General features: G+C 37.5%; 29 protein-coding genes and 1 riboswitch. Of the genes, 14 read left to right on the top strand and 15 right to left on the bottom strand.

Annotated features, from left to right (window positions below):
* Nucleotides 1–60: 60 nt before the first annotated feature.
* The 6 genes from FXW34_RS08560 (at nucleotide 61) to FXW34_RS22870 (ending at nucleotide 6772) form a co-directional block, all read left to right on the top strand.
* Nucleotides 61–1080, top strand: coding sequence for a 4Fe-4S binding protein (locus tag FXW34_RS08560; RefSeq protein WP_147533558.1), 1020 nt, complete (start codon nucleotides 61–63; stop codon nucleotides 1078–1080).
* Between the two features lie 237 nt (nucleotides 1081–1317).
* Nucleotides 1318–2472: an HD-GYP domain-containing protein gene (locus tag FXW34_RS08555; protein WP_147533557.1), complete on the top strand. Its 1155-nt coding sequence runs from the start codon at nucleotides 1318–1320 to the stop codon at nucleotides 2470–2472.
* 145 nt (nucleotides 2473–2617) lie between these two features.
* Entirely contained in the window at nucleotides 2618–3814 is a 1197-nt protein-coding gene (locus FXW34_RS08550; protein ID WP_246140937.1) for a hypothetical protein, read from the top strand.
* 305 nt (nucleotides 3815–4119) lie between these two features.
* Nucleotides 4120–5253 (top strand): DEAD/DEAH box helicase, encoded by a 1134-nt coding sequence (locus tag FXW34_RS08545; protein WP_147533556.1) that lies wholly within the window; start codon nucleotides 4120–4122, stop codon nucleotides 5251–5253.
* A 153-nt stretch (nucleotides 5254–5406) separates the two neighbouring features.
* Nucleotides 5407–6546 carry a trans-sulfuration enzyme family protein gene (locus FXW34_RS08540; RefSeq protein ID WP_147533555.1) on the top strand — a complete coding sequence of 380 codons (1140 nt, stop codon included), beginning with the start codon at nucleotides 5407–5409 and terminating at the stop codon, nucleotides 6544–6546.
* A 67-nt stretch (nucleotides 6547–6613) separates the two neighbouring features.
* Nucleotides 6614–6772 carry a hypothetical protein gene (locus FXW34_RS22870; protein ID WP_187118887.1) on the top strand — a complete coding sequence of 53 codons (159 nt, stop codon included), beginning with the start codon at nucleotides 6614–6616 and terminating at the stop codon, nucleotides 6770–6772.
* 250 nt (nucleotides 6773–7022) lie between these two features.
* On the opposite strand, the gene FXW34_RS08535 is transcribed toward FXW34_RS22870, so the two are convergent.
* A complete protein-coding gene (locus FXW34_RS08535; protein WP_147533554.1) occupies nucleotides 7023–7391 on the bottom strand; it encodes a DUF1360 domain-containing protein in 369 nt (122 codons plus the stop codon).
* A 186-nt stretch (nucleotides 7392–7577) separates the two neighbouring features.
* Between FXW34_RS08535 and FXW34_RS08530 the strand changes: the two genes are divergently transcribed.
* The 5 genes from FXW34_RS08530 to FXW34_RS08510 all read left to right on the top strand — a co-directional run bounded on the left by FXW34_RS08530 (nucleotide 7578) and on the right by FXW34_RS08510 (nucleotide 11170).
* Nucleotides 7578–7928 carry a lmo0954 family membrane protein gene (locus tag FXW34_RS08530; RefSeq protein WP_147533553.1) on the top strand — a complete coding sequence of 117 codons (351 nt, stop codon included), beginning with the start codon at nucleotides 7578–7580 and terminating at the stop codon, nucleotides 7926–7928.
* 20 nt (nucleotides 7929–7948) lie between these two features.
* Nucleotides 7949–8593 (top strand): PspA/IM30 family protein, encoded by a 645-nt coding sequence (locus FXW34_RS08525; protein WP_147533552.1) that lies wholly within the window; start codon nucleotides 7949–7951, stop codon nucleotides 8591–8593.
* A gap of 174 nt (nucleotides 8594–8767) precedes the next feature.
* Nucleotides 8768–9502 carry a cell wall-active antibiotics response protein LiaF gene (gene liaF, locus FXW34_RS08520; protein WP_147533551.1) on the top strand — a complete coding sequence of 245 codons (735 nt, stop codon included), beginning with the start codon at nucleotides 8768–8770 and terminating at the stop codon, nucleotides 9500–9502.
* Nucleotides 9499–10545 carry a sensor histidine kinase gene (locus FXW34_RS08515; RefSeq protein WP_147533550.1) on the top strand — a complete coding sequence of 349 codons (1047 nt, stop codon included), beginning with the start codon at nucleotides 9499–9501 and terminating at the stop codon, nucleotides 10543–10545. The genes liaF and FXW34_RS08515 overlap by 4 nt, the downstream gene beginning before the upstream one ends.
* On the top strand, nucleotides 10538–11170 hold the full coding sequence (locus FXW34_RS08510; RefSeq protein WP_147533549.1) for a response regulator transcription factor: 633 nt from the start codon (nucleotides 10538–10540) through the stop codon (nucleotides 11168–11170). Before FXW34_RS08515 ends, FXW34_RS08510 begins: the two co-directional genes overlap by 8 nt.
* A 67-nt stretch (nucleotides 11171–11237) precedes the next feature.
* On the opposite strand, the gene FXW34_RS08505 is transcribed toward FXW34_RS08510, so the two are convergent.
* From FXW34_RS08505 to FXW34_RS08490, 4 genes are read right to left on the bottom strand one after another with little or no spacing between them, the layout of a single operon-like run.
* Nucleotides 11238–12083 carry an energy-coupling factor ABC transporter ATP-binding protein gene (locus tag FXW34_RS08505; RefSeq protein WP_147533548.1) on the bottom strand — a complete coding sequence of 282 codons (846 nt, stop codon included), beginning with the start codon at nucleotides 12081–12083 and terminating at the stop codon, nucleotides 11238–11240.
* 21 nt (nucleotides 12084–12104) lie between these two features.
* A complete protein-coding gene (gene cbiQ / locus FXW34_RS08500) occupies nucleotides 12105–12881 on the bottom strand; it encodes a cobalt ECF transporter T component CbiQ (protein WP_147533547.1) in 777 nt (258 codons plus the stop codon).
* A 14-nt stretch (nucleotides 12882–12895) separates the two neighbouring features.
* A complete protein-coding gene (locus FXW34_RS08495) occupies nucleotides 12896–13174 on the bottom strand; it encodes an energy-coupling factor ABC transporter substrate-binding protein (protein ID WP_147533546.1) in 279 nt (92 codons plus the stop codon).
* 1 nt (nucleotide 13175) lies between these two features.
* Complete coding sequence (locus FXW34_RS08490) at nucleotides 13176–13934, bottom strand: energy-coupling factor ABC transporter permease (protein WP_147533545.1); 759 nt, start codon at nucleotides 13932–13934, stop codon at nucleotides 13176–13178.
* Between the two features lie 146 nt (nucleotides 13935–14080).
* A riboswitch (cobalamin riboswitch) is annotated at nucleotides 14081–14275 on the bottom strand.
* Nucleotides 14276–14405: 130 nt separating this feature from the next.
* Here FXW34_RS08490 and FXW34_RS08485 point away from each other — a divergent pair.
* A complete protein-coding gene (locus FXW34_RS08485) occupies nucleotides 14406–15746 on the top strand; it encodes an oligosaccharide flippase family protein (protein ID WP_147533544.1) in 1341 nt (446 codons plus the stop codon).
* Nucleotides 15747–16128: 382 nt separating this feature from the next.
* Here the strand turns inward: FXW34_RS08485 and FXW34_RS08480 are convergent, their stop codons facing one another.
* On the bottom strand, nucleotides 16129–16764 hold the full coding sequence (locus FXW34_RS08480) for a Bax inhibitor-1/YccA family protein (protein ID WP_147533543.1): 636 nt from the start codon (nucleotides 16762–16764) through the stop codon (nucleotides 16129–16131).
* Between the two features lie 75 nt (nucleotides 16765–16839).
* Nucleotides 16840–17235 carry a large conductance mechanosensitive channel protein MscL gene (mscL, locus tag FXW34_RS08475; RefSeq protein ID WP_147533542.1) on the bottom strand — a complete coding sequence of 132 codons (396 nt, stop codon included), beginning with the start codon at nucleotides 17233–17235 and terminating at the stop codon, nucleotides 16840–16842.
* A gap of 340 nt (nucleotides 17236–17575) precedes the next feature.
* Between mscL and queF the strand changes: the two genes are divergently transcribed.
* On the top strand, nucleotides 17576–18073 hold the full coding sequence (gene queF / locus FXW34_RS08470) for a preQ(1) synthase (protein WP_147533541.1): 498 nt from the start codon (nucleotides 17576–17578) through the stop codon (nucleotides 18071–18073).
* Nucleotides 18074–18504: 431 nt separating this feature from the next.
* Here the strand turns inward: queF and FXW34_RS08465 are convergent, their stop codons facing one another.
* Nucleotides 18505–18777, bottom strand: a complete 273-nt coding sequence (locus FXW34_RS08465) for an acylphosphatase (protein WP_147533540.1) — start codon at nucleotides 18775–18777, stop codon at nucleotides 18505–18507.
* Nucleotides 18778–18921: 144 nt separating this feature from the next.
* A complete protein-coding gene (locus FXW34_RS08460) occupies nucleotides 18922–20154 on the bottom strand; it encodes an aminopeptidase (protein ID WP_147533539.1) in 1233 nt (410 codons plus the stop codon).
* Nucleotides 20155–20413: 259 nt separating this feature from the next.
* On the opposite strand from FXW34_RS08460, the gene FXW34_RS08455 reads away from it, so the two are divergent.
* Complete coding sequence (locus FXW34_RS08455; RefSeq protein WP_147533538.1) at nucleotides 20414–21583, top strand: cation:proton antiporter; 1170 nt, start codon at nucleotides 20414–20416, stop codon at nucleotides 21581–21583.
* A gap of 485 nt (nucleotides 21584–22068) precedes the next feature.
* On the opposite strand, the gene mnhG is transcribed toward FXW34_RS08455, so the two are convergent.
* From mnhG to FXW34_RS08425, 6 genes are read right to left on the bottom strand one after another with little or no spacing between them, the layout of a single operon-like run.
* Nucleotides 22069–22422: a monovalent cation/H(+) antiporter subunit G gene (gene mnhG / locus FXW34_RS08450; protein WP_147533537.1), complete on the bottom strand. Its 354-nt coding sequence runs from the start codon at nucleotides 22420–22422 to the stop codon at nucleotides 22069–22071.
* The gene (locus tag FXW34_RS08445) at nucleotides 22409–22690 is read right to left on the bottom strand and encodes a Na(+)/H(+) antiporter subunit F1 (RefSeq protein WP_147533536.1); all 282 of its coding nucleotides are present in this window, start codon (nucleotides 22688–22690) and stop codon (nucleotides 22409–22411) included. The genes mnhG and FXW34_RS08445 overlap by 14 nt, the downstream gene beginning before the upstream one ends.
* Entirely contained in the window at nucleotides 22690–23166 is a 477-nt protein-coding gene (locus tag FXW34_RS08440) for a Na+/H+ antiporter subunit E (RefSeq protein WP_147533535.1), read from the bottom strand. Before FXW34_RS08440 ends, FXW34_RS08445 begins: the two co-directional genes overlap by 1 nt.
* A 5-nt stretch (nucleotides 23167–23171) precedes the next feature.
* Entirely contained in the window at nucleotides 23172–24653 is a 1482-nt protein-coding gene (locus FXW34_RS08435; RefSeq protein WP_147533534.1) for a Na+/H+ antiporter subunit D, read from the bottom strand.
* Nucleotides 24646–24987: a Na(+)/H(+) antiporter subunit C gene (locus FXW34_RS08430; protein WP_147533533.1), complete on the bottom strand. Its 342-nt coding sequence runs from the start codon at nucleotides 24985–24987 to the stop codon at nucleotides 24646–24648. The genes FXW34_RS08435 and FXW34_RS08430 overlap by 8 nt, the downstream gene beginning before the upstream one ends.
* Complete coding sequence (locus tag FXW34_RS08425) at nucleotides 24987–25394, bottom strand: Na(+)/H(+) antiporter subunit B (protein ID WP_147533640.1); 408 nt, start codon at nucleotides 25392–25394, stop codon at nucleotides 24987–24989. The genes FXW34_RS08430 and FXW34_RS08425 overlap by 1 nt, the downstream gene beginning before the upstream one ends.
* Nucleotides 25395–25398: the final 4 nt, after the last annotated feature.

Here is a 25398-nt window from a genome sequence, read left to right as displayed (position 1 = left end):
GAAAATCACGTAAATTACCACCTGTTTTTTTTATATTTAAAAAAGAAAGAGGTGGGCATCATGAATACAAAAAAGTTGCAAAGACAAATCAAGAAAAGACCAATAGAATACGCTAGAATGACGGTGCAGCTCTTATTCTTATTTTTTATTCTTTATGTGGGACTGCGTTTTTATTTATTTTATAATCATTTTGCTACTTTTGGTGAAGCTCCTTTTGTAGAAAGACCACCAGCAGTGGAAGGCTTTTTGCCAGTCAGTGCTTTGATTGGCTTTAAAGTGTGGATTTCTACTGGAGATTTTGATCCGATTCATCCTGCAGGGTTAGTTCTACTCACATTCATTGTTGGTTCCGGACTGTTGTTTAGAAGGTCGTTCTGTAGCTGGATTTGTCCGATTGGCACTGTGAGTGAGTGGACCGGCAAGTTAGGTAAAATGATTATGAAAAAGAAAACCTATGATCTACCAAAATGGTTAACTTGGGTATTATCTCCAATAAAATATTTAGTATTAGCCTTCTTTTTAAAATATATTTTATTTGATATGCCTGCAGCAGCTGCCTTGGATTTCATGTTTAGCCAGTACAACGTCATTTCAGATGTTAAAATGTTAACGTTCTTCCTAAACATAAGTAGCTTTGCTGTAAAATTTATTTTAGTAATTTTCGTACTCTCACTTTTCTTTAAAAATTTTTGGTGTAGATTTTTATGTCCATATGGTGCTTTGATTGGTCTAGGTTCCTTGCTTGGCATTACAAAAATCAAGCGAAATGAAGACACCTGTATTGATTGCAACGCATGTACACGGGTTTGTCCGCAGCGAATTAAAGTCTCCGAAAAGAAAGCTGTATTAACACCAGAATGCTCTGCATGTATGCTTTGCGTGGAAGCATGTCCAGTAAAGGATACATTAACTGTGAATGTTGCTGGGAAAAAGGTTAATAAATGGTTCGTACCAGCTGCTTTCTTCGGAGTTTTTGCGTTGGTGTATATTACCGCTAGACTTACAGGACATTGGGAAACTATACTAACTTATGAGGATTTTAAATATTTAATATCTATAGTTGAAAGCATCGGACATTAATTTTGTTCCTTTGAAAAGCATCGAACTTTTAAGTCGTTCGATGTTTTTTTATGCAAATAATGGTATAATTTCGACGGATTGTGCACAATTAAACAATAAGTACTTTATTGGATATTAGTAACTATTTTGTTATGCTTTGTTTTCGGATATAATTATGTCAAATGTCGATTATTGACGAATGACTATAGCCTCATTAAATAGGCTCAAAGATTATTGCATAAATGTGGGGTAAATTTTATGGGTGTAAAAGGAAAAGAAGCTATATTATCAACTGAAGAAAAGCGTTCAGTAGTATTGTTTATATGGCTTTTTTATATTATTACGGTTGGTTATGATGTAGGCTATTATTTAATATTTCCTACGTTATATAATATGGAAGTTAAATTTACACTAATAAATTATGTGATTTATATTATCTTGTTTGCGATATTACCGATTGCATTGCGACTTATTAAACAAGGTAGGAAAGACATTGTAAAATACATTTATTTTATTAGTTATACTATTATTGTGTTGGTTCAAGATATCATTACTTATTATGGTTCATCAATGCAATACAAATCTGGAAATGGTGTAGAGCTTTTTTTCATCCTAATTTCGCCTATTTTCATTAATAAAGCTTTTTATTTGGTTGTATTGGTTGGTACAATATTTAAATATTTAATTTTGGGAGTCATTTTAAGTACGACAGACGTTTTTGCCCCAATTATATTAATGATGGTTTTTGGGATTGTTGCTTACATTTTTTTAAATCGGTTTTCTGGCTATGTTCGTGGAATTGAGGATTCCTTTGATAAGCAGTTGCAAGGAATTGTAAAAGGTGTGATTGCAACGCTTGAATTAAAGGATCCATATACTCGTGGACATAGTGAACGTGTTGCTTCTTATGCATTGATATTAGCTAAGGAAATTGGCAAGTTTTCTAAAAAGGAACTCAAGGAGTTTAATTATGCTTGCTTGCTTCATGATGTTGGAAAGATTAATATTCCTGACCATATTTTAATGAAACCACAAAAATTAACAGATGAAGAATACGAAATCATAAAAACACATCCGGCCCTTGGAGCAAAAGCCCTTGAGGGGGTAGAAGGCTTGAAAAATGGAATACAGGTTATTCATTTTCATCATGAACGCTGGGATGGAAAAGGATATCCAAATCAATTAACAGGTGAGGAGATTCCTTTCCTTGCAAGAATTACTTCGATAGCAGATGCATTTGATGCAATGACTTCATCACGTTCATATCGAGAAGCTATGCCCTTAGAAGTAGCGTATCAAAGAATAGTTGAGGGACAAGGGACACAATTTGACCCCAATCTAGTTGAGGAGTTTAAAAAAGCCTATCCAAAATGGAAGGAGTTTCATCAGAATTACCGATGGGTACTCAAATAACTACTTGAGAGGAGGTGACAAAAAATGAAGATTCGTAAGCTTAAGAAAGTAAAAACAACTTGCTGGTGGTGCATTATTATTGGATATTAATAATACGGTAAGATAGACTTATTTTTGTCTGGAATATTGAAAAAGGGTGTTTTAAATGAGATTTACCTATAATACAACTATGCAATTGCATCCTGTCCACATCCGAGAAGATAAAAAGAACTACATTGTCGAGGACGCGGTAACGGGTGAATTCTTTGAAATGCCCGATGTTTGTATTCATGCCATTGAAATGATTGAAACTGGCGCAAGCTTATTAGAAATTGAAACAGAACTTAAAGCTATTTATCCTCATGAAGAAATAAATATGATCGAATTTGCAGAACAACTACTCGAAATGGAATTGGTTCAGGAAATTAATGGGCAACCGATTACTAAGACAGAATCAATTCCTGAGAAACAGGGTTTCCTTTGGATTCCCGAGAAATTTGCACATATCTTTTTTAATCGTTTTATGCTTGTCGGTTATATCTTGTTTTTTTGCCTTAATATTATTTTTCTACTAACTAATCCAACCTTTGTTCCTCATTATCAAGATTTATTCGTTTTTGACGTAATGATATTTAATATACTTTTGTATATGGGTTTATCGTTTCTACTCATTTTGTTCCATGAACTGGGACATATTTTAGCGATACGGGCCGTAGGTCAACCTACCAAATTAGAAATTGGCCATCGTCTCTTTTTGGTTGTGTTAGAAACTGATATGTCATCAGTTTGGAGACTGCCAAGAAAGCAAAGAAATATACTTTATTTAGCAGGGCTATGCTTTGATAATTTAGTATTATTTATAGCACTTAGTTCGATGTTGATTTTTCCAAATCTTTCAGCTGTGAGTATTGGAATCATCGGTGTAATTGTCTTTGATGTTCTAATTCGGATTGTTTACCAATGCTGCGTATATCTCAAAACAGATTTATATTACGTTTTAGAAAATAGCAGCGGCTGCTATAATTTAATCGAAAATGCTCAAACTTACTTCAAAGGGCTGATATTCCCTAAGCAAGGAAAATCAACTAACGAAATGTTTCAGGGCGAGAAAAAGATTGTTATCACATATGGTATTTTTTACTTGCTAGGTATGGCAATAACCTTGTCATTATTAGTTTTTTATATCGTTCCACAGCTAGGATATGTGTTTAAAGAAACAATACATTGTATTAGTCATCCGGTCGGGTCGATGCATTTTTGGGATGGCATCCTTACAATATTGCAATTGTCTTTGGGCTTAGGGCTACTGCTTTATTCTTGGATAAAAAAATATAAGTTTATTTTTAAATGGAGTAGCCACTGACGCTGCTCTTTTTGTTTTTATGCTCTGTTAAAGCACAGTTTTGATTTTTGTCACGTTGATTGGAGAGGAAGACACGGAGACTCCTATGGGAGTAGCTGGCATGGGAGACCCCACAGGCGCAAAGCGCCGAGGAGGCTCCCAGTTAGCCCCATGAACCGCACGTGTCTGGAGCGGAAATCAACGTCAAATTTAACAGAGCCTGTTTTTATTTAAAGCATTACTAGACCGATTTTTGCTAGAATGCCAAGGGTATATTAAAATGAAACCATGTATGAATAAAATCGGGTATGTATAAAGGAGAAATTATGCTACAGACCATTAATATTGAATTGAAACCATTCTTACAAGCTGCTTGGGAAAAATCAGGCTTTGAGCAATTAACAACTGTCCAAATGAAAACTATTCCATTTATCCTTGAAGGCAAAGACGTAATCGCTGAGTCACCAACTGGAACAGGAAAAACATTGAGCTATTTAATTCCAGTGCTGCAAAAAATTGATGTAGACCGCCGTGGAGTGCAGGCTGTTATTTTGGCTTCATCACAGGAACTTTGTATGCAAATACTGGGCGAAATCCAAAAGTGGGGTGAAGGAAGTGGAATTCGTAGTGCTTCCTTTATTGGTGGAGCAAACCCTAAGAGACAGCTGGAAAAATTGAAAAAATCACCGCAAGTCGTCGTTGGTACACCTGGCCGTGTGCTTGAATTGATAAAGCAAAAAAAATTAAAGATGCATGAAGTGAAAACCGTAGTGTTAGATGAAGGTGATCAATTGCTGATTCCGGAGCATCTAACGACGGTACGTCACATTGTAAACGCACCTTTAGCTGACCGCCAGGTGTTAGTGTTTTCTGCAACTTTACCACCAGTTACCGAGGATTTGGCAAGGGGCTTAACGAACAATCCCGAATTAATAAAAATCACAAGAGATGAAACGATTAAGGCTGAGAAAGTGGAGCACGTTTATCTTGTTTGTGAACAGCGGGATAAAATTGATCTATTGCAAAAGGTAGCACGGATCAATGGAATTAAGGCACTTGCTTTTATGAACGATATTGGGGCAGCAAGTGTGGCTGTTTCAAAGATGAATTTCAAAGGGATATCTGCAGGAGTTTTACATAGTGATTTGAAAAAGCTAGAACGACAATCAGCATTGAAAAAATTCCGCGATGGGGAGTCAACGATGCTAATCGCTACTGATGTTGCGGCTCGTGGCTTAGACATTAAGGGGATTACCCATGTTGTTCATGTTGATTTTCCAAAGGAAATCAATCAATATGTCCACCGTTCAGGACGAACAGGACGATTTGGAGCAAGCGGAACGGTTATTGCTATAGTGACTGAACGCGAAGAAAGGGAGCTAAAGAAATTTTACCGTGAGCTTGGCTTAACTGGGCAAAGAAAAGTATTCTTCAAAGGCGAACTCGTTACAGAGAAATAATTGTAGGTGATATTTATGTAATGGAAAAGTCGGCATTGAAAGCGGTTTTAAATGTTGATTTTTCCAATCGGGATTGACGAATTACGGAGATATTGTTATATTCATCGTATATTTTCAGATAAGTTTTTTTATTCATAAAAGAAGGTGAACAGGTTGGCCAGGTTTGAAACAGAAGTATTACATAATGTAAAAAAAGGTAAATTGCCAATCAAAAGCAAAGTAACGCCGATTTACCAAACGACTGCATTTACGTTTAGTGACCTTGATGAACTAGAGGGCTACTATCAAGGACAAGGAAATTACTTATATTCTCGGGTCGGCAATCCAAATACGGATGAGTTGGCAGAAGCAGTTGCTGGATTGGAAGCTGCACCAGCAGGAGTGACAACATCTTCAGGTCTGTCAGCTATCATGGCCGGAGTACTAGCAATCGTGAAAAATGGTGATCATATCGTTGCAGCGGAGGATTTGTACGGAGGTAGCTTCCAGCTATTAAAAGAAGAATTAAATCAGTTCGGTATTGAGGTTACGTTTGTTGCCTTCAACGAGCTTGAGCAAGTTGAGGCAGCCATCAAGCCAAATACAAAATTACTCTACACCGAATCAATTACTAATCCACTTTTGCGCGTCCAAGATATCGAGGAATTTGTGGAAATTGCTAAAAAGCATGAGCTTATCACACTTGTGGACAATACGTTTGCAACTCCATATCATTGCCAGCCTTATACGAAAGGCGTTGATTTAGTTGTTCACAGTGCGACAAAGTATATCGGTGGACATAGTGATGTAACAGCAGGTGTGCTTGTCGGTAGAGCAGATTTGATTGAGAAAGCTCGGGCAAAGGTCGTTAATCTAGGTACAAATGTTAGTCCGATTGAAGCATGGTTAACAACACGTGGTTTAAAAACGCTCGCTTTGCGGATGGAGCGTCAATCAAAAAACGCGCGGGCACTTGCAGATGCATTAGTGAAAAATCCAGCTGTTAAAAATGTGTATTACCCATTTGAGCAAGGGGAGAATGGGTACGGTGCAATTGTAACGATTGAATTGGGCAATACAGTTGATGTAAATGAATTCTTTAAAAATCTATCCTGGGTAAAAATCGCACCGACATTAGCAGGTGTTGAAACCTCGGTGTCTCATCCGGTGATTACTTCCCATCGGGCTTTACCGCAGGAGGCAAGAGATGCATTAGGTATCACCTTTGAAGTGGTTCGCATTTCAGTTGGTATCGAGCACGCAGAGGATGTTATCGAGATATTTGAGCAGGCAATTGCTTCTGCTTTGAAATAATAATCGGAATAAACCTCTTGAATCTGTCTCATACTACCTTTGACAATAGAACAAAGGAGCTGAAAGTGTGGGCAGAACAAAATTAGGGAACGCAAATGCAAACCGCAATAATAATAGTAAGCTTGGCAATCGTACTAGTGAAGAGCTAGTCGAATTCACAACAGGTGAAAAAGGCAGCAGACAGCCGGATATAAAGGATCAGGATATGGATTTATCTAAGGATTAATAGCGAGGGCGCTCATTTTTGAAATGAGCGCTCTTTAAGTTTGTAAAAAAATTAGGGTTTTGGCAAGTAAATTAGGATTTTGGCAAGTAAATTAGGATTTTGGCAAGTAAATCAGGATTTTGGCAAGTAAATTAGGATTTTGGCAAGTAAATTAGGATTTTGGCAAGTAAATCAGAAAAATGGCAAATAAATCTCGATTTTGGCAAATAAATCGAGAAAATGGCAAATAACATATCAACCGACCTCTATGCTAATCATCTTTCTTCGCATAATAATCCACTTTCTTAATATTCACGCCGACAAATGTTTCAATAATGGCTTGAGCCCCAGCAATGGATAAAATAAATATTAAAACAAAGGCATATTTCGGGGAAAGTAAATAAAAGCTTCCTAAAAATATTGCGCTCCACACCCCTGCACACCAATAACAATTCAATAAATAGCCGAACAGGTTTCGGGGAACATCCTTTTTCTTCGGACCGTGCCCGGTTTGTACCTCGATTTTCTTCATAAACGGCTTGCGCAAAAACTCAGTAATTTTATCAAAAACAATCAAATGGGTTAGACGGTAGCTCGCTAAAATTAGCATGATATAGGTCATCCAGGTGATATTTTTCATGTAAAAGTCCCCTTATTGAACGGCATTTTCCTTTAGTTTCACCACTAAAAATCCTGATTATGTAACACTTCCAACGACGGTCTTATCCCGACTAAGCCTTAAGTCCGAGATGAAAATCAAGCTTAGGCACGTTATGAGAAATTGGGTAAAAAGGTAAGATGAATACATGAAAGGAGGAAGTCAAACATGAAAAAATTTGGTTTATTACTAGCAGGTGGAATTGCAGCAATCGTGTTGTTATCAAACTTAGGATCAGTGGTAGGTTTAGCAATTAGCTTGTTTATTTTATACTTCGTATTTAAAAAGTTTTTGAAGGCAGATAAGCTGTTTGCAAAAATCTGTTGGGGTCTAATTGGGGTAGCGATGTTGATGGCTTCTGCGGCTAATGCTCCTGCAATTTTAGCAGTTGCTGCAGCTTATATTCTTTACCTTGTATATAAAAATTGGAATAAAGTGGGCAACAGTTCAGTGATCGTTGAAGATAATGATCCGTTTACGAACTTTGAAAAACAATGGTCTGAGCTTAACAAAAATTAATGATTAGGAGAGATGATCAAATGGCAAACTTATTTACTCGTATTAAAAATGTGGTATTAGCAGATTTGAATGAGGTAATTGACAAAAAGGAGCAGAAAAATCCTATCGCTTTATTAAACCAGTATTTACGCGAAAGTGAAGCAGAAACTGAAAAGGTACGTAAGCTTCTTGAACGTCAATATACTTTGAAGGATCAATTTGGCCGTGAATATCAGCAAGCACTTGAATTAGCGACTAAACGAAGCCGTCAGGCAGAAATCGCTGCGCAAGCCGGAGAAACTGAGCTTCACCAATTTGCATTAAACGAGAAGCTTCAATATGAAGAGCGCGCATTACATTTAAAGGAATCACTACAAACGGTGCTTAGTCAGCTAACAGAGTTGGAGCAAAAATATGAAGAAATGAAGCATAAATTAAAAGACATGCACATTCGCCGCATGGAATTAATGGGTCGCGAAAATGTAACAAGAGCACACAACAAAATTAATCAAGTATTAGAAAACCCTAGCTACTCTAATCACTCTTTCTCAAAATTTAATGAAATCGAATCATATCTTGATCGCCTGGAGCAGCAGGTAAATAGCGCTTACTACCGCAATACGATTGATGCAAAGATAGCACAATTGGAAAAACAAGCGAAAAATGATGAAAATATTTCTATCTAATCACTAAAACTGATATTCTAAAAGGGCGTAGGAGTTTTTTCTACGCCTTTTGCACCACACTTGAAACATATTATTTACTAGCAGTCACGATGATGATGTTTAGCGAAAGCGACTAAGGCCTCGAGTTACAAGATTACATGCCGCTTACGCTTTTCGAAGAAGGGAGGTTTGGCCATGCTAGGAAAAATGAAAAATGACTATTTCAGTTGGTTGTTATTAATGAGTCTAATACTCCTATTGTTAGAGGTTTTGTTTTTTAATAAAGGCCTAATCTTCTCACTTCTAGTGGCTGCTGGAATGGTTTATATTGGTAGAAATCGTCTGGAAAAGAAAAAAGGAAAATTCCTGTTCTGGGTTGGTATTCTCTTTTTAGCTGTCAGCATCTTAGGGATGATTACATTTCGCTTTCTTGTGCTAGCTGTCTTCATCTATTTATTAATCCAATTTGCCCAAACTAAGAAAAAGCCGAATTTAATTATGCCTATCGTGAAGGAACCAGCCGCTCAACCTGCTGGGGAGGAGCTCATCACCCGTGAACCGTTGTTTAAGAATGTCATGTTCGGGGATCAAAAAACACCAGAGCATACCTATGAATGGGATGATATCAATATCCAAACATGGGTTGGGGATACTGTAATCGACTTAAGTTATACGGTACTTCCAGAAGCAGAGATAGTAATCTTTATTCGAAATGTGATTGGGAAGGTTCAGATTCTCGTACCATATGATATTGAGGTAAGTGTGCATCATTCCGTTATCGTAGGGAATGTTGATATTCTCCATTTCCATGGCGATAAGATGTTCAATCAAAACGTTCATGTCCAGACCGCGGACTATGACCAACAGAAACAAAAAATTAAAATAGTTACCTCATTGTTAATTGGTGATATTGAGGTGAGAAGAATATGAGCATGGTTCAAAGACAAGTAATCATGGGAGTATTCATCTCGCTCATTTTGTTTTTACTGATTTCAGCAGGGTACTTAATCGCGTTTCCGCTTGATGATTGGAGTGAGCTTTGGAAAAGGGAGGTATTGGATATCCCTTTTATCATCTCTGTTCCAAGCGTTAGTATAGCCATTGGGATTATTTTTGGTATCATTGCTGGCTTAAATTGGCGTAAGCAGTTAAGAACCGTTGATCAGTTGCTGCATGAGCTAGAGGAAGGTCGACCGGTTGAAGTGCAACTTCAAAATGGGTTTATCGAATTAGAATCTATCGGCAAACGAATAGAAAAGCTTCAAAAGCAGATGAGTGAACAAGTTAAGCTATCGCAAAAGCTCGCTACTGAAAAGGTGGAGGGGCAGGAAAGCCAAATCCAGGAAATCATCTCGCAGGAACGAAATCGGCTAGCTCGCGAGCTCCACGATTCAGTAAGTCAGCAATTATTTGCAGCCTCGATGATGATGTCAGCCATTAATGAAAATAAAACTGATACTGAGACCCGAGAGACTAAACAATTGAAATTAGTCGAGGAAATGATTCATCAGTCGCAATTGGAAATGCGCGCACTGCTACTTCATTTACGCCCCGTTGCTCTTAAAGGGAAATCGCTGAAAGAAGGCATGAAGGAGCTATTAAATGAATTAGCACAAAAGGTTTCCATGGCGATTACCTGGAAAATCGAGGAGCTCACTTTAGATAAAGGCGTAGAAGATCATTTATTTCGGATATTGCAAGAGTCGGTTTCGAATACACTAAGGCATGCTAAAGCTTCTAAGCTTGATGTTTTATTAATTGAAAGAGATGACTTTATTATTTTGCGTGTAGCTGATGATGGGATTGGTTTTGATGTTGAAAATCGAAAGGCTGGCTCATATGGGCTGCAAAATATATATGAACGTGCTCTTGAAATTGGCGGATCGGTAAAAATCATCAGTCTGCCTAATAAGGGTACTCGTTTAGAAGTTAAAATACCTCGGATGTTGAAAGGAGAGGAAAGCAATGATTAAAGTCGTGTTTGTGGATGATCATGAAATGGTCAGAATTGGAGTGTGCTCTTATTTATCAGCTCAGCCTGACATCGAGGTCGTCGGTGAAGCGGATAATGGCAAAACAGGCGTGGAGCTTGCCCTTTCCTTGCGTCCGGACATCATTTTGATGGATTTAGTTATGAAGGAAATGGATGGTATTGAGGCAACAAGGCGAATCATCGAAAGCTGGCCAGAGGCAAAAATCATCATTGTGACGAGCTTTTTAGATGATGAGAAGGTATATCCAGCGCTTGAAGCAGGTGCAACAAGCTATATGCTGAAAACCTCAAAGGCAAGTGAAATTGCCAATGCAGTTCGTGATACATACCATGGTCAATCGGTGCTTGAGCCTGAAGTAACCGGAAAAATGATGCTGAAAATGCGCCAAAAGCAAACTTTACTTCCTCATGAGGAGTTAACGACGAGAGAAATGGAAATATTGCTATTAATGGCAGAAGGTAAAACAAACCAGGAAATTGCCGACGAGCTATTTATTGCTTTAAAAACCGTCAAGACCCATGTGAGCAATATTTTAAGTAAATTAGGTGTACAAGACCGAACTCAAGCGGTCATTTATGCGTTCAAGCATGCGCTTGTGCAGTAGGTAGCAATGATGAGATTATGAGCATACTCTGTAAAAATAAAACCTTATGCTGAACTAAGAAAGTTAATCAGCATAAGGTTTTTTGTGTTTTTAGCATTTTAAATAACTCTTGTTTTGATTTTGGATATTGTTGATTTTGGGGCCCCAATCCATCCTGTAATTTTTCGAAAACCTCGATAACCCAGGGTTTTTCTAAATGACTAAGTTTGATTGCTGCTTCATTTTGAAACACTTCGCAAGGTGCACCTTGTTCGATAATTTTTCCATCATGTAAAACGATAATTTCATCAGCCCATTCATAGGCAAGATCAACATTGTGTGTCGAAAGAATAATTGTCCGGTTTTTATTGTGAATGTCTTCTAATAGACTCATGATTTTTTTTGAATAATAAGGGTCTAGCCCAGCAGTGGGCTCATCCAAGATCATAAGCCTTGGATTCATGGCAATAATGCCAGCAATCGCAACGCGCTTTTTCTGTCCGATACTTAAAAAATGAGGCGGTTTATCTTTTAATGCTTCAGTTTCTGTTAGCACCATCGCATCTTGGACGACTTTTTCAAGTTCCAATTGGGACAATCCTAAATTTTTAGGTCCAAATTTGATATCCTCATAGATGCTCGAGGAAAATAATTGAGTTTCCGGGTTTTGAAAAACAATCCCCACAAGCTTTCGTAGTAGCTTAATTTCCTTGCGTTTATAGGTTAATTTTTCGCCATTAAATATTAAATTACCGCTTGTCGGTTTTAATATTCCGTTCAGAAGCAAGAAGAGTGTTGATTTTCCAGCACCATTATTACCGATTAAGGCAATCTTTTTTCCAGGATCTAATGACAAAGAAATATCGTTTAGAGCAATGGTTCCGTCGGGATATTGATACGTAATATTTTTTAAAGAAAGAATAGGTGACATCATTTCAAACTACCTCTTTTTTATCTAAGTAAAAATCATTATTATGAAAAGAACAACCATCGAGACAACGATAGCTACGATATTCAAACGATTGTATTTTAGTCTCATATCTACTTCATACAAGCCATCATCACCACCACGACTATCGATTGAATATTGTAACTCTCTGGAGGACTGAATCGATTTGATAAATAAACTAACCGTAAGCTGCGCAATCGACGAGAACCAGGTTTTATAATTTTGGTAACCTAATCTACTAGACTGCGCGAGGTGAATTTCGCTCATCTTATCAAAAAGAACGAAAATGAATCGGTAGGTTAAGCCCACTAATTCAATAAAAAGAGTGGGTAGTTTTACTTTTTGCAGCACCCACATTAGCTGATGTAATGGAGTAGTTAAAATAAGAAAGTACAAGCTACTAATACTTGCTAAAACCGTTGCAAACAGATGAATAGCCTGATTAGCAGAACGTGAACTAATGTAAAATTGCCAAACTCCGATTTCAAGTTTCCACAGGGGCTCAAGGTTGTTTGTATCAATCGGAGCAATAGAAAATAGTATTGAGATGATACTAGTTAATAAGAAAAGGCTAGGCAAAAGTAATAGCTTTACGAATTGCCTGAAAGGGATTTTGGCTGCTAACACAACACTCAAGGTCATGATGATAAAGGTTAAACCTGTTATCCATATGTTTTTTGTGATAATCGAAAAAAACAAATAAATAAAAGTAAAACTTACCTTTTCAATCGGGTGAACATCTTTTAATCCGTTTGTATATGCGTAATGGTCAATGTTCAACATCGTTTATCTTATACTCATTCTTTTGTGGAATACTTTTTTCGTGCTGAGCTAAAACCCATCACATAGCCAATGATGATGGCTCCGATTGCCGCTTGCAATGAAAATAGTAAACTTTCAATTTCGCCACTTGGAGGCTGCCAAAAAGAACTGAACCACGGCTCGTAATCAGGTGCAATTTCTGCAATGGCTTCTTCTGCCTGTCCATCAGCTCCGTCGAATTCTGCACCTTGTAGAAGAAATAGCGGAACAATCGCTAACAAAATGACAAATAGTAGTAGAATGAAATTTTTCACGTTAGTTCGCCCCCTTTAGAATTTGTAGTTTACTAAGCTCCGGCATATTGTATTTTTGCAATAAATTCATGACGATGACAGTTAATAAACCTTCGCTAATGGCTAATGGAATTTGTGTTAAGCCAAATATGCTGGAAAATTTTATGAATGAAGCTAAAAAACCACCAACTTCAGCTGGGAACGCAAGCGCTAATTGAACGGAAGTAACAATATATGTGCCTAAATCGCCTAAAGTGGCAGCCAGAAATACTGTAAGTGCAAAAGGTAGGTTTAGTTTACGTCCGAATCTGAAAGTACCATAAGCTAGCATCGGACCGACAACCGCCATCGAAAATGCATTTGCACCTAATGTTGTGATTCCGCCATGGGCAAGTAATAGTGACTGAAATAATAGAACGATTGTGCCTAAAACACTCATTGCAGTAGGTCCAAATATGATGGCTCCTAGTCCAACTCCAGTTGGGTGAGAGCTGCTACCAGTTACCGAAGGAATTTTTAATGCTGATAATATAAACGCAAAAGCTCCAGATAAACCAAGCAATGTTTTTAATTCAGGGTTTTCCTTAAGCTTTTTTCGAATAGACTTTAAGCCAATCATGATAAATGGTAGTGTTAAAGCCCACCAAAAAAGAGCCCAACCAACTGGCAAAAAACCTTCCATGATATGCATAGCGAAAGCTTCAACCGAAGAATTAACCCAAAAGTAAACAGTCAATCCTAGCATTAACATTATCCAAGATGACAATGATTTTTTCCTCATTACAAAATCTCCCTTACTTCAATTTGCGCAAAATAAAAAAGCATTTAAACCCAGAGAGTTTAAATGCTTCAGAAAAACGATTACAAGTATAAAAAAGATTGAAAAACCTTTTGCTCGTAACACATCTCTCCTATCTCCCGTAGGTAAATTATGTCTCAAAATAGGCAGGTCTCCTGACTTAACTTCCTTGCTCGCTGCGCCTTCCCGCTATGATAGCAGTGACTTCTTGCAGCTTGCTCCGAATTACAGTGGCGGGAACCGTGTCGGATTTTCACCGAACTTCCCTTTTAAGCTAAATATACATAGTGAAATGTATTAGCACCTATTTTAGAATTATTTGTTATTTTCTGTATTTTAACATAACTATTCATGACTGTCAGTGTTTTTTTCCTTTTCGAAATTTTTGTAAATAATATCCTAGCTTGTCACATAAGTTTAGTAAAAGGAAAGACAAACTGTAAGGAGAATCGCATGAATACGATATTACGCGGAACGATGCTGCTAATTGGAGCAGCCTTCATAAGTGAATGTGTTGAATTCCTGGTTAACATGGTTCTTGCGAGAGAATTAGGAGAACGGGGCATGGGGCTGTATATGACGATTTTGCCAACTGTGTTCCTTATCTTTCTCCTGTCAAGCTTTGAGATGCCCGTTTCTATTTCAAAATTCGTTGCAGAAAGAGAGAATAAATATCACCACAGTATGCTACAACATGCACTTCGACTGGCGATAATCTTAACGTGCGTACTGTTTATTGCAGCGATGTTAATCTTGCCGTTCGTTCCGGTGTTTGATGCATATGACCCGCGGATACGGTGGCTTGTCGTAATTTTGATTCCAATTGTGGCGTTTTCTTCGATTGCGAGAGGTTTTTTTATGGGTAAGCACCAAATGGGGAAGATTGCGGTTGCTAATTTCTTAAGAAAGCTATTGCAATTGGGTTTATTAGTTTTATTATTCCAACTGTTTGATTTTAAGATTGAGACATCTGTTTTGATTGCGCTTTGTGCTTTGGTTGGTAGTGAATTAGTTGTATTTATTTACTTAGTCCACATGTTTTTTATTCAATTTCAGCAGCTTAAACAACAGCCAATTAAGCATATTTCACGGAGAGAGGTCCAGAAAAGCTTGATGGCGGTTTCGGTGCCTACTACAGGCCTTAGACTATTTAATGCTTTAACAAATGCAATTGAGCCATTCTTGATTAAGTTTGCTTTAGTCAAATCAGGTTTAACTGCCGCAGTGGCTACTGAGCAATTTGGCTTACTAGCTGGTGTAGCGATGTCCATCGGCTTTTTCCCGGCGTTCATTGCTCATTCCTTTTTAATTATGTTAATTCCAACTGTGTCAAAAGCGTATGCAGATTATGATTTCGCTAGATTGCGGAAGCTCCTCCGAAATGTAATGCTGGCAACACTCGCCTATGGTAGTGTGGCGGTTTCGATTTTTTACATCTTTGCAGAGCCGTTAACCTCTTTATTTTTCGATTCAAAGGCGGCTGCCTGGTATTTACAAATGCTTTGGCCATTTTTCCTGTTCCATTATTTCGTCATTCCAATGCAAGCCTATTTAATCGGTCTTGGACTGGTGAAGGATGCGTTTATTCATACCGTCTGGTCCACGCTGTTTTCTTTTTCGCTCATGTATTTCCTTGGATCCTCGTATCAGTTCCATATGGGAGGAATTATTATCGGCATGAATGGTGGGATTGTTTTGCTGACACTGATGCATTATTTAACGATTTGTAAAAAAATCGGCATCACCTTCCGATCCAAAACGAGCTTCGACGATCCATACGAAAGAAGAGTATAAGCAGCAAAAAAGGCAGTCCGAAAGTTTTAATTATGGGCTGCCTTATTTTTTGTTTATACGAAGAAAATGTGTAGAAAGTATCATTGGAGGTCTCAATGAAACAAAACCAAAGGAGAAAATGCGGGAAGTGTATCATTGGGGGTCTCAATGAAACAAAACTCAAGGAGAAAATGGGGAAAGTGTGTCATTGGGGGTCTCAATGAAACAATACATATTAGATACAAGGAAAAGAAAAATGAAGTCAACACAACAGTGCCCAACGCCTATATCACCAAGATTTCATAAAAAAAAGAAAGTGGAGAATGCTATTTTACTCCACTTTCTTTATTTAAGTAATCATTAATAATTAGTAATACGTATAAAAGCGCTAGTACTTACTGGCTTAATCATCACTACCCAAAATCCCAAAGATACGGAGGATGTTTATGAATAGATTGATGAAATCAAGATATAGGTTGAGAGCCATTAATGGAACTTCCTCAGCGCTCACACCATAGTGCTTCATACGGTTAAAATCAAACAGAACATATCCGCTAAATACTAAAACGCCGATGAATGAAAATGCAAGCATTCCAGTTGAGCTTAATGGCCATATTAAGTTGAAAATACTAATCGCAACAAGCGCAAGTAATGCTGCAAATAGCATCCCGCCTAAAAATGATAAATCACGCTTTGTTGTTGATGCATAAACTGCAAGTCCAGTAAAGACAACTGCTGTCGTTCCAAATGCCATAAACACGGCATTAGCGCCAATAATGGAAAGATAATGAGCAATAATCGGATAGGTGGTGATTCCTGATATAAAGGTAAAGAAATATACGAAAGTATACCCGATTGCTTTTCTCTTTCTAAAGAAAAAGGCACTAATAAGTAGAACGAACTCTAGGATAATTAGCGGTAAAAATAGTGCTGGTGGAACAAACACACCTGCGGCCATACCGATAACGGATATTGCCAGTGAAAGCGCAAAAGTCCGTAGTACTGATGGTAAATATTGAGTTTGTGAATGTGCGTACATTTAGTTCACCTCGTAGATTGATATATTTTAATCATACGATAATTGTACGAGTTAGTTTCATCTTTTTTAAATTATTTAAGGATTTTGCTTGGACGAAGCATTTTGCTTCAGGAGATCACGGATCTCAGTGAGCAGTTGTTCCTTTTTATCAGGATTAGCGACAGTAACCGGTTGTTCTTCCTGCTTCTTTTTAAAGCGATTAAACATTCTAATGACCATAAAGATGGTAAAAGCAATTATAAGAAAATCAACAACAGTTTGGAGAAAGGCACCATATTTAACCTCTGCATCAACAACCTTAAAGGAAAGCTTACTGAAATCAACCCCACCTACCAATAGACCAATTAGTGGCATAATTAAGTCATTAACAAGTGAAGTTACAATTTTTCCGAATGCACCACCAATAATGACCCCAATGGCAAGGTCAACAACATTTCCTTTTAACGCAAATTTCTTAAATTCCTGAAACACAATAAAGCCTCCTTTTATAATAGATTCTATTCTTATTTTTAATGCGATTCCAAAAATATGCACCCAATAAGGGTCATTGAGTACTTAATTTTCAATCCATCGCCGAAACCAAGCAGTCAATAAGGGTGATTGAGTACTTAATTTACAATCCATCGCTCAAACCAAGCAGTCAATAAGGGTGATTGAGTACATAATTAACAAGTCACCGCCCAAACCAAGTACTCAACAAGATTCTTGAGAATTTATGTCCTTTAGTGTTACCATAATTGTCCGTTGACAGCCTTACTATTTTTCCCCTATAGTATGGGTTGGAATTCCGCTTAATAAGGAGGATTTTTTTATGGCAGGTAGAAAAGATGAAGAGCTAACCGAGATTACTTTACTTGGTAATCAAGGTACGAAATATTTATTTGAATACTCTCCAGATATACTTGAGGTATTTGATAATAAACATCCAAACAGGGATTATTTTGTTAAATTTAATTGCCCAGAATTCACAAGTCTGTGTCCAAAGACTGGTCAACCTGATTTTGCGACGATTTATATTAGCTATATTCCTGGACCGAAAATGGTAGAAAGTAAATCGCTAAAGCTATACCTATTTAGTTTCCGCAACCACGGAGATTTCCATGAGGATTGCATGAATATTATCCTAAATGACTTGGTTGCATTAATGGATCCTAAATACATTGAGGTATGGGGGAAATTTACCCCAAGAGGTGGAATTTCAATTGATCCATACGTCAATTACGGTAAGCCAGGAACAAAGTATGTAGAAATGGCCGATTATCGCTTAATGAATCATGATTTGTACCCAGAAAAAATTGATAACCGATAGAAAAGCGAAGGCGGCTCGGTCAGCCCCGACAAGCTTAAGACGAGCCGGTCAGAAGGTTGTTCTTTGACCTTTTGGACGGATTGGCTTAAGACCTCGAGGGGTTAGCCGCCGCAGCTAGATGATAGAAAAGCGAAGGCGGCTCGGTCAGCCCCGACAAGCTTAAGACGAGCCGGTCAGAAGGTTGTTCTTTGACCCTTTTGGACGGATTGGCTTAAGACCTCGAGGGGTTAGCCGCCGCAGCTAGATGATAGAAAAGCGAAGGCGGTTCGGTCAGCCCCGACAAGCTTAAGACGAGCCGGTCAAAAGGTCGTTCTTTGACCATTTGGACGGATTGGCTTGTGACCCCGAGCCACTAACCGCCGTAGCTAGACACTAAACTATGTTCAGAATGAATATATCAACTAGAAAAAAGGCAGCCATCTTGGCTGCCATTAATATTTTATCTTGAAAGAATGATACCCGTCTGTTTTATCCATTTCTTTAATGGCAATATCGTCCACTGTGGAAAAAGGATTTCCTCTTCGAACATCTTCTAAAAATAACTGTAGGTTTTCCCCTGTTCCCTCAGCAATTATTTCGACAGATCCGTCATCACAATTGCGAACCCAACCATGGATGCCATGTTGAATGGCCTTCATTTGTGAAAAATATCGAAATCCCACACCTTGAACTCTACCAAAAACAGTTAGATGGATTTGCTTCAATGTTAATTCCCTCCGGTTAATCTACGCTGATCATTCTAAGAAGCTTGTTTATTTATCTGACTTAGTGGTGGATGATTTCACTCGCTAAGTTCTATTACAATAGATTCATTAACCCTATCATACTAAACTAAATGCAAGATGTCACTAAAACGCCCAATTTCCGTTGCGGAAAACAGGTTCTATTTTTCCGTCAGCCGTAATTCCGTCAATATCCATCTCACTTGAACCAATCATAAAATCAACATGAGTTAGGCTTTCGTTCAAGCCGTTTTCTGCTAATTCTTCTGGTGACATATTTTTGCCGCCTTCGATACAGAAGGAATAAGCGCTACCGATTGCTAAATGATTGGAAGCGTTCTCATCAAATAAAGTGTTGTAAAATAAAATATTTGATTGGGATATCGGAGAATGATAAGGAACTAGGGCTACCTCACCTAAATAATGTGAGCCTTCATCAGTTTCAACTAGACGTTTGAGTATTTCTTCGCCTTCCTCAGCTTTGTAATCGACAATCCGGCCATTCTCAAATTTGATTGTAAAGTTATCGATAATGTTGCCACCATAGCTTAATGGCTTAGTACTAGAGACGACACCATTTACTCCATTTTTTAATGGTACCGTAAAAACTTCTTCGGTTGGCATATTAGCCATGAATTCATGACCTTTAACATTGATGCTGCCAGCACCAACCCATAGGTGCTTGTCGTTTAACTCAATAGTTAAATCTGTACCAGGCGCTTTATAATGGAGCTTTTTATAGCGTTTACCATTTAAATAAGCAACTTTTTCGTGAAGGTTCGCATCATGTTGTTTCCAGGCTTCAACTGGATCAGCATTATCCACGCGAGTGGCTTTAAATATGGCATCCCATAGCTTTTGAACTCTTGTTTCAGCTGGTTCATCTGGAAATACCTTTGCTGCCCAAGCATCGGATGCGCCGGCAATTACTGTCCAGCTTACTTTATCGGTTAGGATGTATTTACGGTATTCTTTCAGAGCTTTTCCTGTTGCCTTTTGGAAATTAGCAATTCGCTCAGGATTCACTCCTTTTAATAAATCAGGGCTAGAGGAGACGATTGACATGAACGCTGCGCCGTTTTCAGCTAATTCCTCAGCTTCTTTCGCACGCCATTTTGGATATTCATGAAAAGATTCATCTGGAGCTAAATCGTATTTCAGCTTTGATACAATATCATCATGCCAATTTACAATAACGTTTGCTGCGCCATTTTCATATGCCTTTTTAACGATTAATCTCGCTAATTCTAAGGACTCAGTCGTTGCAGTGATAACCAAGGTTTGATTTTGTTGGAGATTCACTCCGACTTTCACGGCAAGTTCGGCATATTTTTCTAAGTTTGTTTGAAAATCATTCATTGAATTCGCTCCTTTATCATAAGTTCCTTCTTAATCTTATCGGTTCACGAAAGAAAAAGAAACTAAATGCACTACTATAAGTAATTCTTACCAATTAACCTTTTTTCCTGTCTTTTTCGTAGAATTTATTGTATAATTATTATTAATGACTATAAAATTAAATACAGTTTTTTTGGAGGAGCCTGTCACCAAGGGGGAAGTATGCCCTTGGTGACGGGCTCCTTTTGTATTTTTTAAACAATTTATTTGGAGGTAATCGATGTTTATTTTACAAATAGTAATTATTTTACTTGCGACGAAAATTGCGGGTCAGTTAAGTATTCGACTCGGGCAGCCATCGGTATTAGGTAAAATTATCGTTGGGATTTTGTTGGGCCCTGCACTTCTTGGATGGGTGCATGATACAGAAGTTCTTGATGTTTTTAGTGAAATTGGTGTGTTACTGTTAATGTTTTTAGCAGGGTTAGAAACAAACATGAAGGATTTAAATCAGAACAAAAATGCAGCTATTCTTGTTGCTGTCGGTGGGATTATTGCACCTATCGTATTAGGTTATTTTGGTGCACAAATTTATGACTTATCGAACCAAGAAGCGATTTTTATCGGCTTATTATTATCGGCAACTTCGGTTAGCATCTCGGTTCAAACCTTAAGGGAACTTGGTTGGTTAAATAGTAAAGAAGGTTCTGCATTATTAGGTGCAGCCGTGCTTGATGATATTATTGTTGTCATTTTAATTGCGATTGCGATGAGTTTATTCGCTGGATCTGATACGAATCTTGCTTTGCTCATAGGAAAGAAAATATTGTTCTTTGTTATTATTATTTTAGCTTCAAAATGGTTAGTACCTAGATTTATCCAATTGTTTTCTAGGTTTAAAGTTACCGAGACTATATTAAGTGCAGCATTAATAGTATGTTTTGGGTTTGCGTATTTTGCAGAGTCATTCGGTGTTGCTGGAATCATTGGTACGTTCGTTGCAGGTATCGCCATTGCTCAAACGAAATTTAAAGAAGAAATTGAGCATAAAATTGAGCCTATTGCCAATGGGGTTTTTGTACCCTTCTTCTTCGTAAGTATTGGGTTAGCTGTGTCTTTTGAGGGAATAGGTAACCAGGTAGGATTTATTACAATTTTCTCAGTTCTCGCCATCTTATCTAAGTTTATTGGCTCTGGAATTGGTGCCCGGATTTCCGGATTTAATACAAAATCATCAATGGGTATTGGGGCCGGAATGATTTCAAGGGGAGAGGTTGCATTAATATTAGCTGCGATGGGCTTAGAAAGCGGACTGTTGCCGACGGAATATTTCACGGCAATGATAATTGTCGTCATCGTTACGACGCTTGTCACTCCTCCGTTATTAAAAGTATTTTTTGGAACCAGGAAAAAGGGGCAAGTTGATAATAGTCAGAGTCTATCAATGTAGTGTTGCTTACGTTTAGGTTTTTGACTAGACATTGTCCCGTATTAAATAATCAAAAAGGAGCCGGGACAGAACTAAATGATTTTATGGAAGACAATATTAAAGTTCATTGGTGATTTTCATGAAGGTATGAGAAAAAATAAGCGGAGAATTTCCCGTTATTGTATGTTAGGGCGGCTAATTGATCTGAAATAAGAGGAGAAATTCCGCTTAACTGCTCTCAAAAAGACAAAATACAGTGATTTTTATGAAATAAGGGGAAAAACTCCTGTTATTTATAGGGAAATATGGGTATTTCCCATAATAAGCGGAATTCTTCCGCTTATTTTTAAACACAAGTAAATCAACATTTGGATTAACAGACTCACGTGCAAAAAAATTAGCACACAGTTATTTCAAGGTAGTGCCTATTTAAAAAAACCGAACTATTAGGAAATTCTAAGTGAGAATTTCACATGATAGTTCGGTTTTTTGTTTAGCTGAAAAACTTATGTCCCAGCCTCTTTTTTTGTTACATCAAGATCATCCCGAACACTTTTGTCCCAGAGTTTTACTCCGGAATTATATGCAGCTCTGTTTATGAGATGACCTGAGACAGGTGAGGTTAGAAAAATAAATACAATGGTTAGGATTAACCTTGATTGAAATAGGTTCATTTCAATGTAAAAGAATAAAAATGTCGCTAATAATAGGAACACCACTCCAAGGGTTGTTGCTTTTGACGCAGCGTGGTTGCGAGTATAGACATCAGGAAGTCTCACAACCCCGTAAGCGGCAGCAAGGTTTAAAAAGGCTCCGATAATAATGAAAAGGATGATGATAGAATGGCTAATCTCTGTCATGGTCTATGATTACCCCTTTTTCAAGATATTTTGCAAAGGTAACTGTGCCAATAAAAGCAAGAATTCCAATTAATAACGTAATGTCTAGAAAGGCGCTTGTTTTTAATTCGATTGATATTAGAGCGATAAATGCAACAAGATTAATACCAATTGCATCTAAAGCTATGACTCGATCTGGTGTGCTTGGTCCTTTTATTACCCTGTAGATTAGTAAGACCATAGAACAAGCAATGGTGAATAGCGTAATCACGACTATATTTTCTAGCATTATCGGCTCACATCCCTAATTAGTCTTTCAAATCCGTTTTTAATTCCGTTAATGGACTCCTCGATATCCGGAATATCCATAGCGTGAATATATAAGGTCTTTTGATCGTTTGACACCTTCATAACAAGCGTCCCAGGTGTTAATGTAATCAAACAGGATAAAATGTAGATTTCCCAATCTTTTGTTATTCCAATTGGTAGGGCGAAAATTCCTGGTTTCATATCAAGCTTAGGAGCTAAGACAATTTTTAGCACAGCGATATTGGAGAGCAATACCTCTCTTATAAAAACTAGTAGTAGGTGAACAATCGCTAAAATTCTGTATATGTAAAATCGAGAATCAAAAAAACGTCTAAAAATAAATATTATGATCAACCCTGTCATATAACCAACAAAAAAATCCATAGGCTGATAGGAATTTTTAAACAACATCCAAATAATAGCCATACATAGGTTCAATAATATTTGAAATGCCATCTACACTACTCCTTTAACACGGCATCAATATAGATGTCAGGATTTAATAATGTTTCCACAGCCAATGAAATATACGGAAAAATGGCTTCAGACCCAACTCCCATCAAAATAGATATAATTACTAATATAACAGGAGCTATTAACAGGGATTTGACAGGAGTTTTTTCATCTTCAGGATAGCTGCGAGGCTCACCCCAAAAACCATAAATAAAAATTTTCATAACACTAAATAGGATTAATAAGCTGGAAAAAAGAACAATTTCAGCCCCAACATTGAACCCTTCAGTAAAACCCCCTCTAATAATCAACAGTTTACCGAAGAAGCCACTAAGGGGTGGTATTCCTGCTAGAGATACGGCTGCGAGGAAAAATGTCCAAGCTAGTCCTGGATAACGTTTAATTAAACCGCTCATCTTCTTTAAATTGCTTGTACCCGTAATCTTTATCATGATCCCGATTATTAGAAACAACGCGGCTTTGATTATCATATCGTGAACGATATAATATACACTTCCAGCAACAGAATCCAATGACATAACAGCAAAGCCAAATAATATTACACCAATAGCTGCGATTATGTTATAAATGATAATCTTCTTTAAATCCATATAGGCAATTGCACCAATAACTCCTAATATAATTGTCAACAGTGAAAGGAAAATTAGTATTCCATATGTATATTCATAGTCATGGTAAAAGAAGAGACTGTAGGTTCTCATAATAGAATACACGCCAACTTTGGTTAGCAGAGCTCCAAATAATGCCATAATTGGGGTTGGTGGTGCATAATAGGAGCCTGGAAGCCAGAAATACAAAGGGAAAATTGCTCCCTTTAATCCAAACACAATCAAAAATAGAATGGCAATGACGGTTAAAATGCCATTTTGTTCAACCTCACTGATTCGTTCAGATATATGGGCCATATTTAGTGAACCAACAACTGAATATAAATAAGCAACAGTAATCACGAAGAGAGCGGATGAAATAACATTAACAAGAATATATTTAATCGATTCTCGTAATTGTATTTTTGTACCGCCGTGTACAAGTAAAACGTAGGAAGACATGAGCATGACTTCAAAGAAAACGAATAGGTTAAAAATGTCTCCTGTTGTGAAAGCCCCATTGACCCCAACGACTAAAAATTGAACGATAGGATAATAGTAAAATCTTTCACGTGCTTCCCCAATGCTGAAGCATGAGTAGAGAATACATAAAAAAGCAATGATGCTTGTAGTTAATACAAGTGTCGCAGACAGCATGTCAGAGACAAGTGTGATTCCAAAAGGAGCCTCCCAGCTGCTAACATCAAGTGTTTGAATTCCGTCTTGATAAACTTTTTGGACTAGACTAGCTGCAACCATAACGGTTCCAAAGGTAGATATGGCGGAAATCCAACGCTGTAAATATATATGACGCGGTAGAAAGAGCAAAAGGATTCCCGTTAAGATTGGGACAAGTATTGGCAGAATTAAAAAATTAATCATTTCCTTCTGTTCCTCTCAATTTCTCAGTATTATCAGTCCCAAGCTCTTGATAGGTTCGGTAGGCAAGAACAAGGAAAAAGGCCGTTACCCCAAAGCTAATCACAATGGCTGTTAAGATTAATGCTTGAGGTATTGGATCAGAGTAAGAAGAAGCTTTTTCACCGAGTAAAGGAGCAGCTCCTCGTTTTACTTTTCCCATTGTTAAAATTAATAAGTGGGCTCCATGGCTTAAAAGTCCTGTACCAACGATGATTCGAAGTAGGCTTTTAGAAAGCATTAAATAGGTTGCTGACATAAATAACATTCCAATGACAAATGCCATTAATATTTCCATTATTCGTCCTCCCCTATCGTTTGAATAATGGTCATCGTTACACCGATAACAACCAAATAAACTCCTAAATCAAATAATGTGGCAGTATGCAGTGCTGTTTCTCCTAAAATTGGTATTTGAACATCACCAAATGCATGGGTTAAAAACGGGACGTTAAAAAATAACGAAGCTGCAGCCGTTCCTACTGCGAATAATAAACCTACTGCAATAAGGTATTTAAAATCGATCGGTAAAATATTTTTAAGTGTTTTCATATCGTAAGCAATTAATAGCAACACGAGAGCTCCTGATGTCATAAGACCACCAATAAAGCCTCCACCAGGTTCGTAATGTCCAGCGAAGAAAGAATGAACTGAAAATAAAATAATAATAAACAAGCAAACCTTTGTACAGACTTGCAGGATCATATCG

It is taken from the genome of Bacillus marasmi (genome assembly GCF_902168435.1).
Taxonomy (GTDB): Bacteria; Bacillota; Bacilli; order Bacillales; family Cytobacillaceae; genus Bacillus_BU; species Bacillus_BU marasmi.
The sequence above is the reverse complement of the archived record's forward strand: the minus strand, read 5'-3'. Positions and strand labels throughout refer to the sequence as shown.

What these genes read in the sequence shown, in the direction of transcription:
- FXW34_RS08560 (WP_147533558.1), top strand. Translation starts at nt 61, where the DNA reads ATGAATACAAAAAAGTTGCAAAGACAAATCAAGAAAAGACCAATAGAA.
- FXW34_RS08555 (WP_147533557.1), top strand. Translation starts at nt 1,318, where the DNA reads ATGGGTGTAAAAGGAAAAGAAGCTATATTATCAACTGAAGAAAAGCGT.
- FXW34_RS08550 (WP_246140937.1), top strand. Translation starts at nt 2,618, where the DNA reads ATGAGATTTACCTATAATACAACTATGCAATTGCATCCTGTCCACATC.
- FXW34_RS08545 (WP_147533556.1), top strand. Translation starts at nt 4,120, where the DNA reads ATGCTACAGACCATTAATATTGAATTGAAACCATTCTTACAAGCTGCT.
- FXW34_RS08535 (WP_147533554.1), bottom strand. Translation starts at nt 7,391, where the DNA reads ATGAAAAATATCACCTGGATGACCTATATCATGCTAATTTTAGCGAGC.
- FXW34_RS08530 (WP_147533553.1), top strand. Translation starts at nt 7,578, where the DNA reads ATGAAAAAATTTGGTTTATTACTAGCAGGTGGAATTGCAGCAATCGTG.
- FXW34_RS08525 (WP_147533552.1), top strand. Translation starts at nt 7,949, where the DNA reads ATGGCAAACTTATTTACTCGTATTAAAAATGTGGTATTAGCAGATTTG.
- liaF (WP_147533551.1), top strand. Translation starts at nt 8,768, where the DNA reads ATGCTAGGAAAAATGAAAAATGACTATTTCAGTTGGTTGTTATTAATG.
- FXW34_RS08515 (WP_147533550.1), top strand. Translation starts at nt 9,499, where the DNA reads ATGAGCATGGTTCAAAGACAAGTAATCATGGGAGTATTCATCTCGCTC.
- FXW34_RS08510 (WP_147533549.1), top strand. Translation starts at nt 10,538, where the DNA reads ATGATTAAAGTCGTGTTTGTGGATGATCATGAAATGGTCAGAATTGGA.
- FXW34_RS08505 (WP_147533548.1), bottom strand. Translation starts at nt 12,083, where the DNA reads ATGATGTCACCTATTCTTTCTTTAAAAAATATTACGTATCAATATCCC.
- cbiQ (WP_147533547.1), bottom strand. Translation starts at nt 12,881, where the DNA reads ATGTTGAACATTGACCATTACGCATATACAAACGGATTAAAAGATGTT.
- FXW34_RS08490 (WP_147533545.1), bottom strand. Translation starts at nt 13,934, where the DNA reads ATGAGGAAAAAATCATTGTCATCTTGGATAATGTTAATGCTAGGATTG.
- FXW34_RS08485 (WP_147533544.1), top strand. Translation starts at nt 14,406, where the DNA reads ATGAATACGATATTACGCGGAACGATGCTGCTAATTGGAGCAGCCTTC.
- FXW34_RS08480 (WP_147533543.1), bottom strand. Translation starts at nt 16,764, where the DNA reads ATGTACGCACATTCACAAACTCAATATTTACCATCAGTACTACGGACT.
- queF (WP_147533541.1), top strand. Translation starts at nt 17,576, where the DNA reads ATGGCAGGTAGAAAAGATGAAGAGCTAACCGAGATTACTTTACTTGGT.
- FXW34_RS08460 (WP_147533539.1), bottom strand. Translation starts at nt 20,154, where the DNA reads ATGAATGATTTTCAAACAAACTTAGAAAAATATGCCGAACTTGCCGTG.
- FXW34_RS08455 (WP_147533538.1), top strand. Translation starts at nt 20,414, where the DNA reads ATGTTTATTTTACAAATAGTAATTATTTTACTTGCGACGAAAATTGCG.
- mnhG (WP_147533537.1), bottom strand. Translation starts at nt 22,422, where the DNA reads ATGACAGAGATTAGCCATTCTATCATCATCCTTTTCATTATTATCGGA.
- FXW34_RS08445 (WP_147533536.1), bottom strand. Translation starts at nt 22,690, where the DNA reads ATGCTAGAAAATATAGTCGTGATTACGCTATTCACCATTGCTTGTTCT.
- FXW34_RS08440 (WP_147533535.1), bottom strand. Translation starts at nt 23,166, where the DNA reads ATGGCATTTCAAATATTATTGAACCTATGTATGGCTATTATTTGGATG.
- FXW34_RS08435 (WP_147533534.1), bottom strand. Translation starts at nt 24,653, where the DNA reads ATGATTAATTTTTTAATTCTGCCAATACTTGTCCCAATCTTAACGGGA.
- FXW34_RS08430 (WP_147533533.1), bottom strand. Translation starts at nt 24,987, where the DNA reads ATGGAAATATTAATGGCATTTGTCATTGGAATGTTATTTATGTCAGCA.
- FXW34_RS08425 (WP_147533640.1), bottom strand. Translation starts at nt 25,394, where the DNA reads ATGATCCTGCAAGTCTGTACAAAGGTTTGCTTGTTTATTATTATTTTA.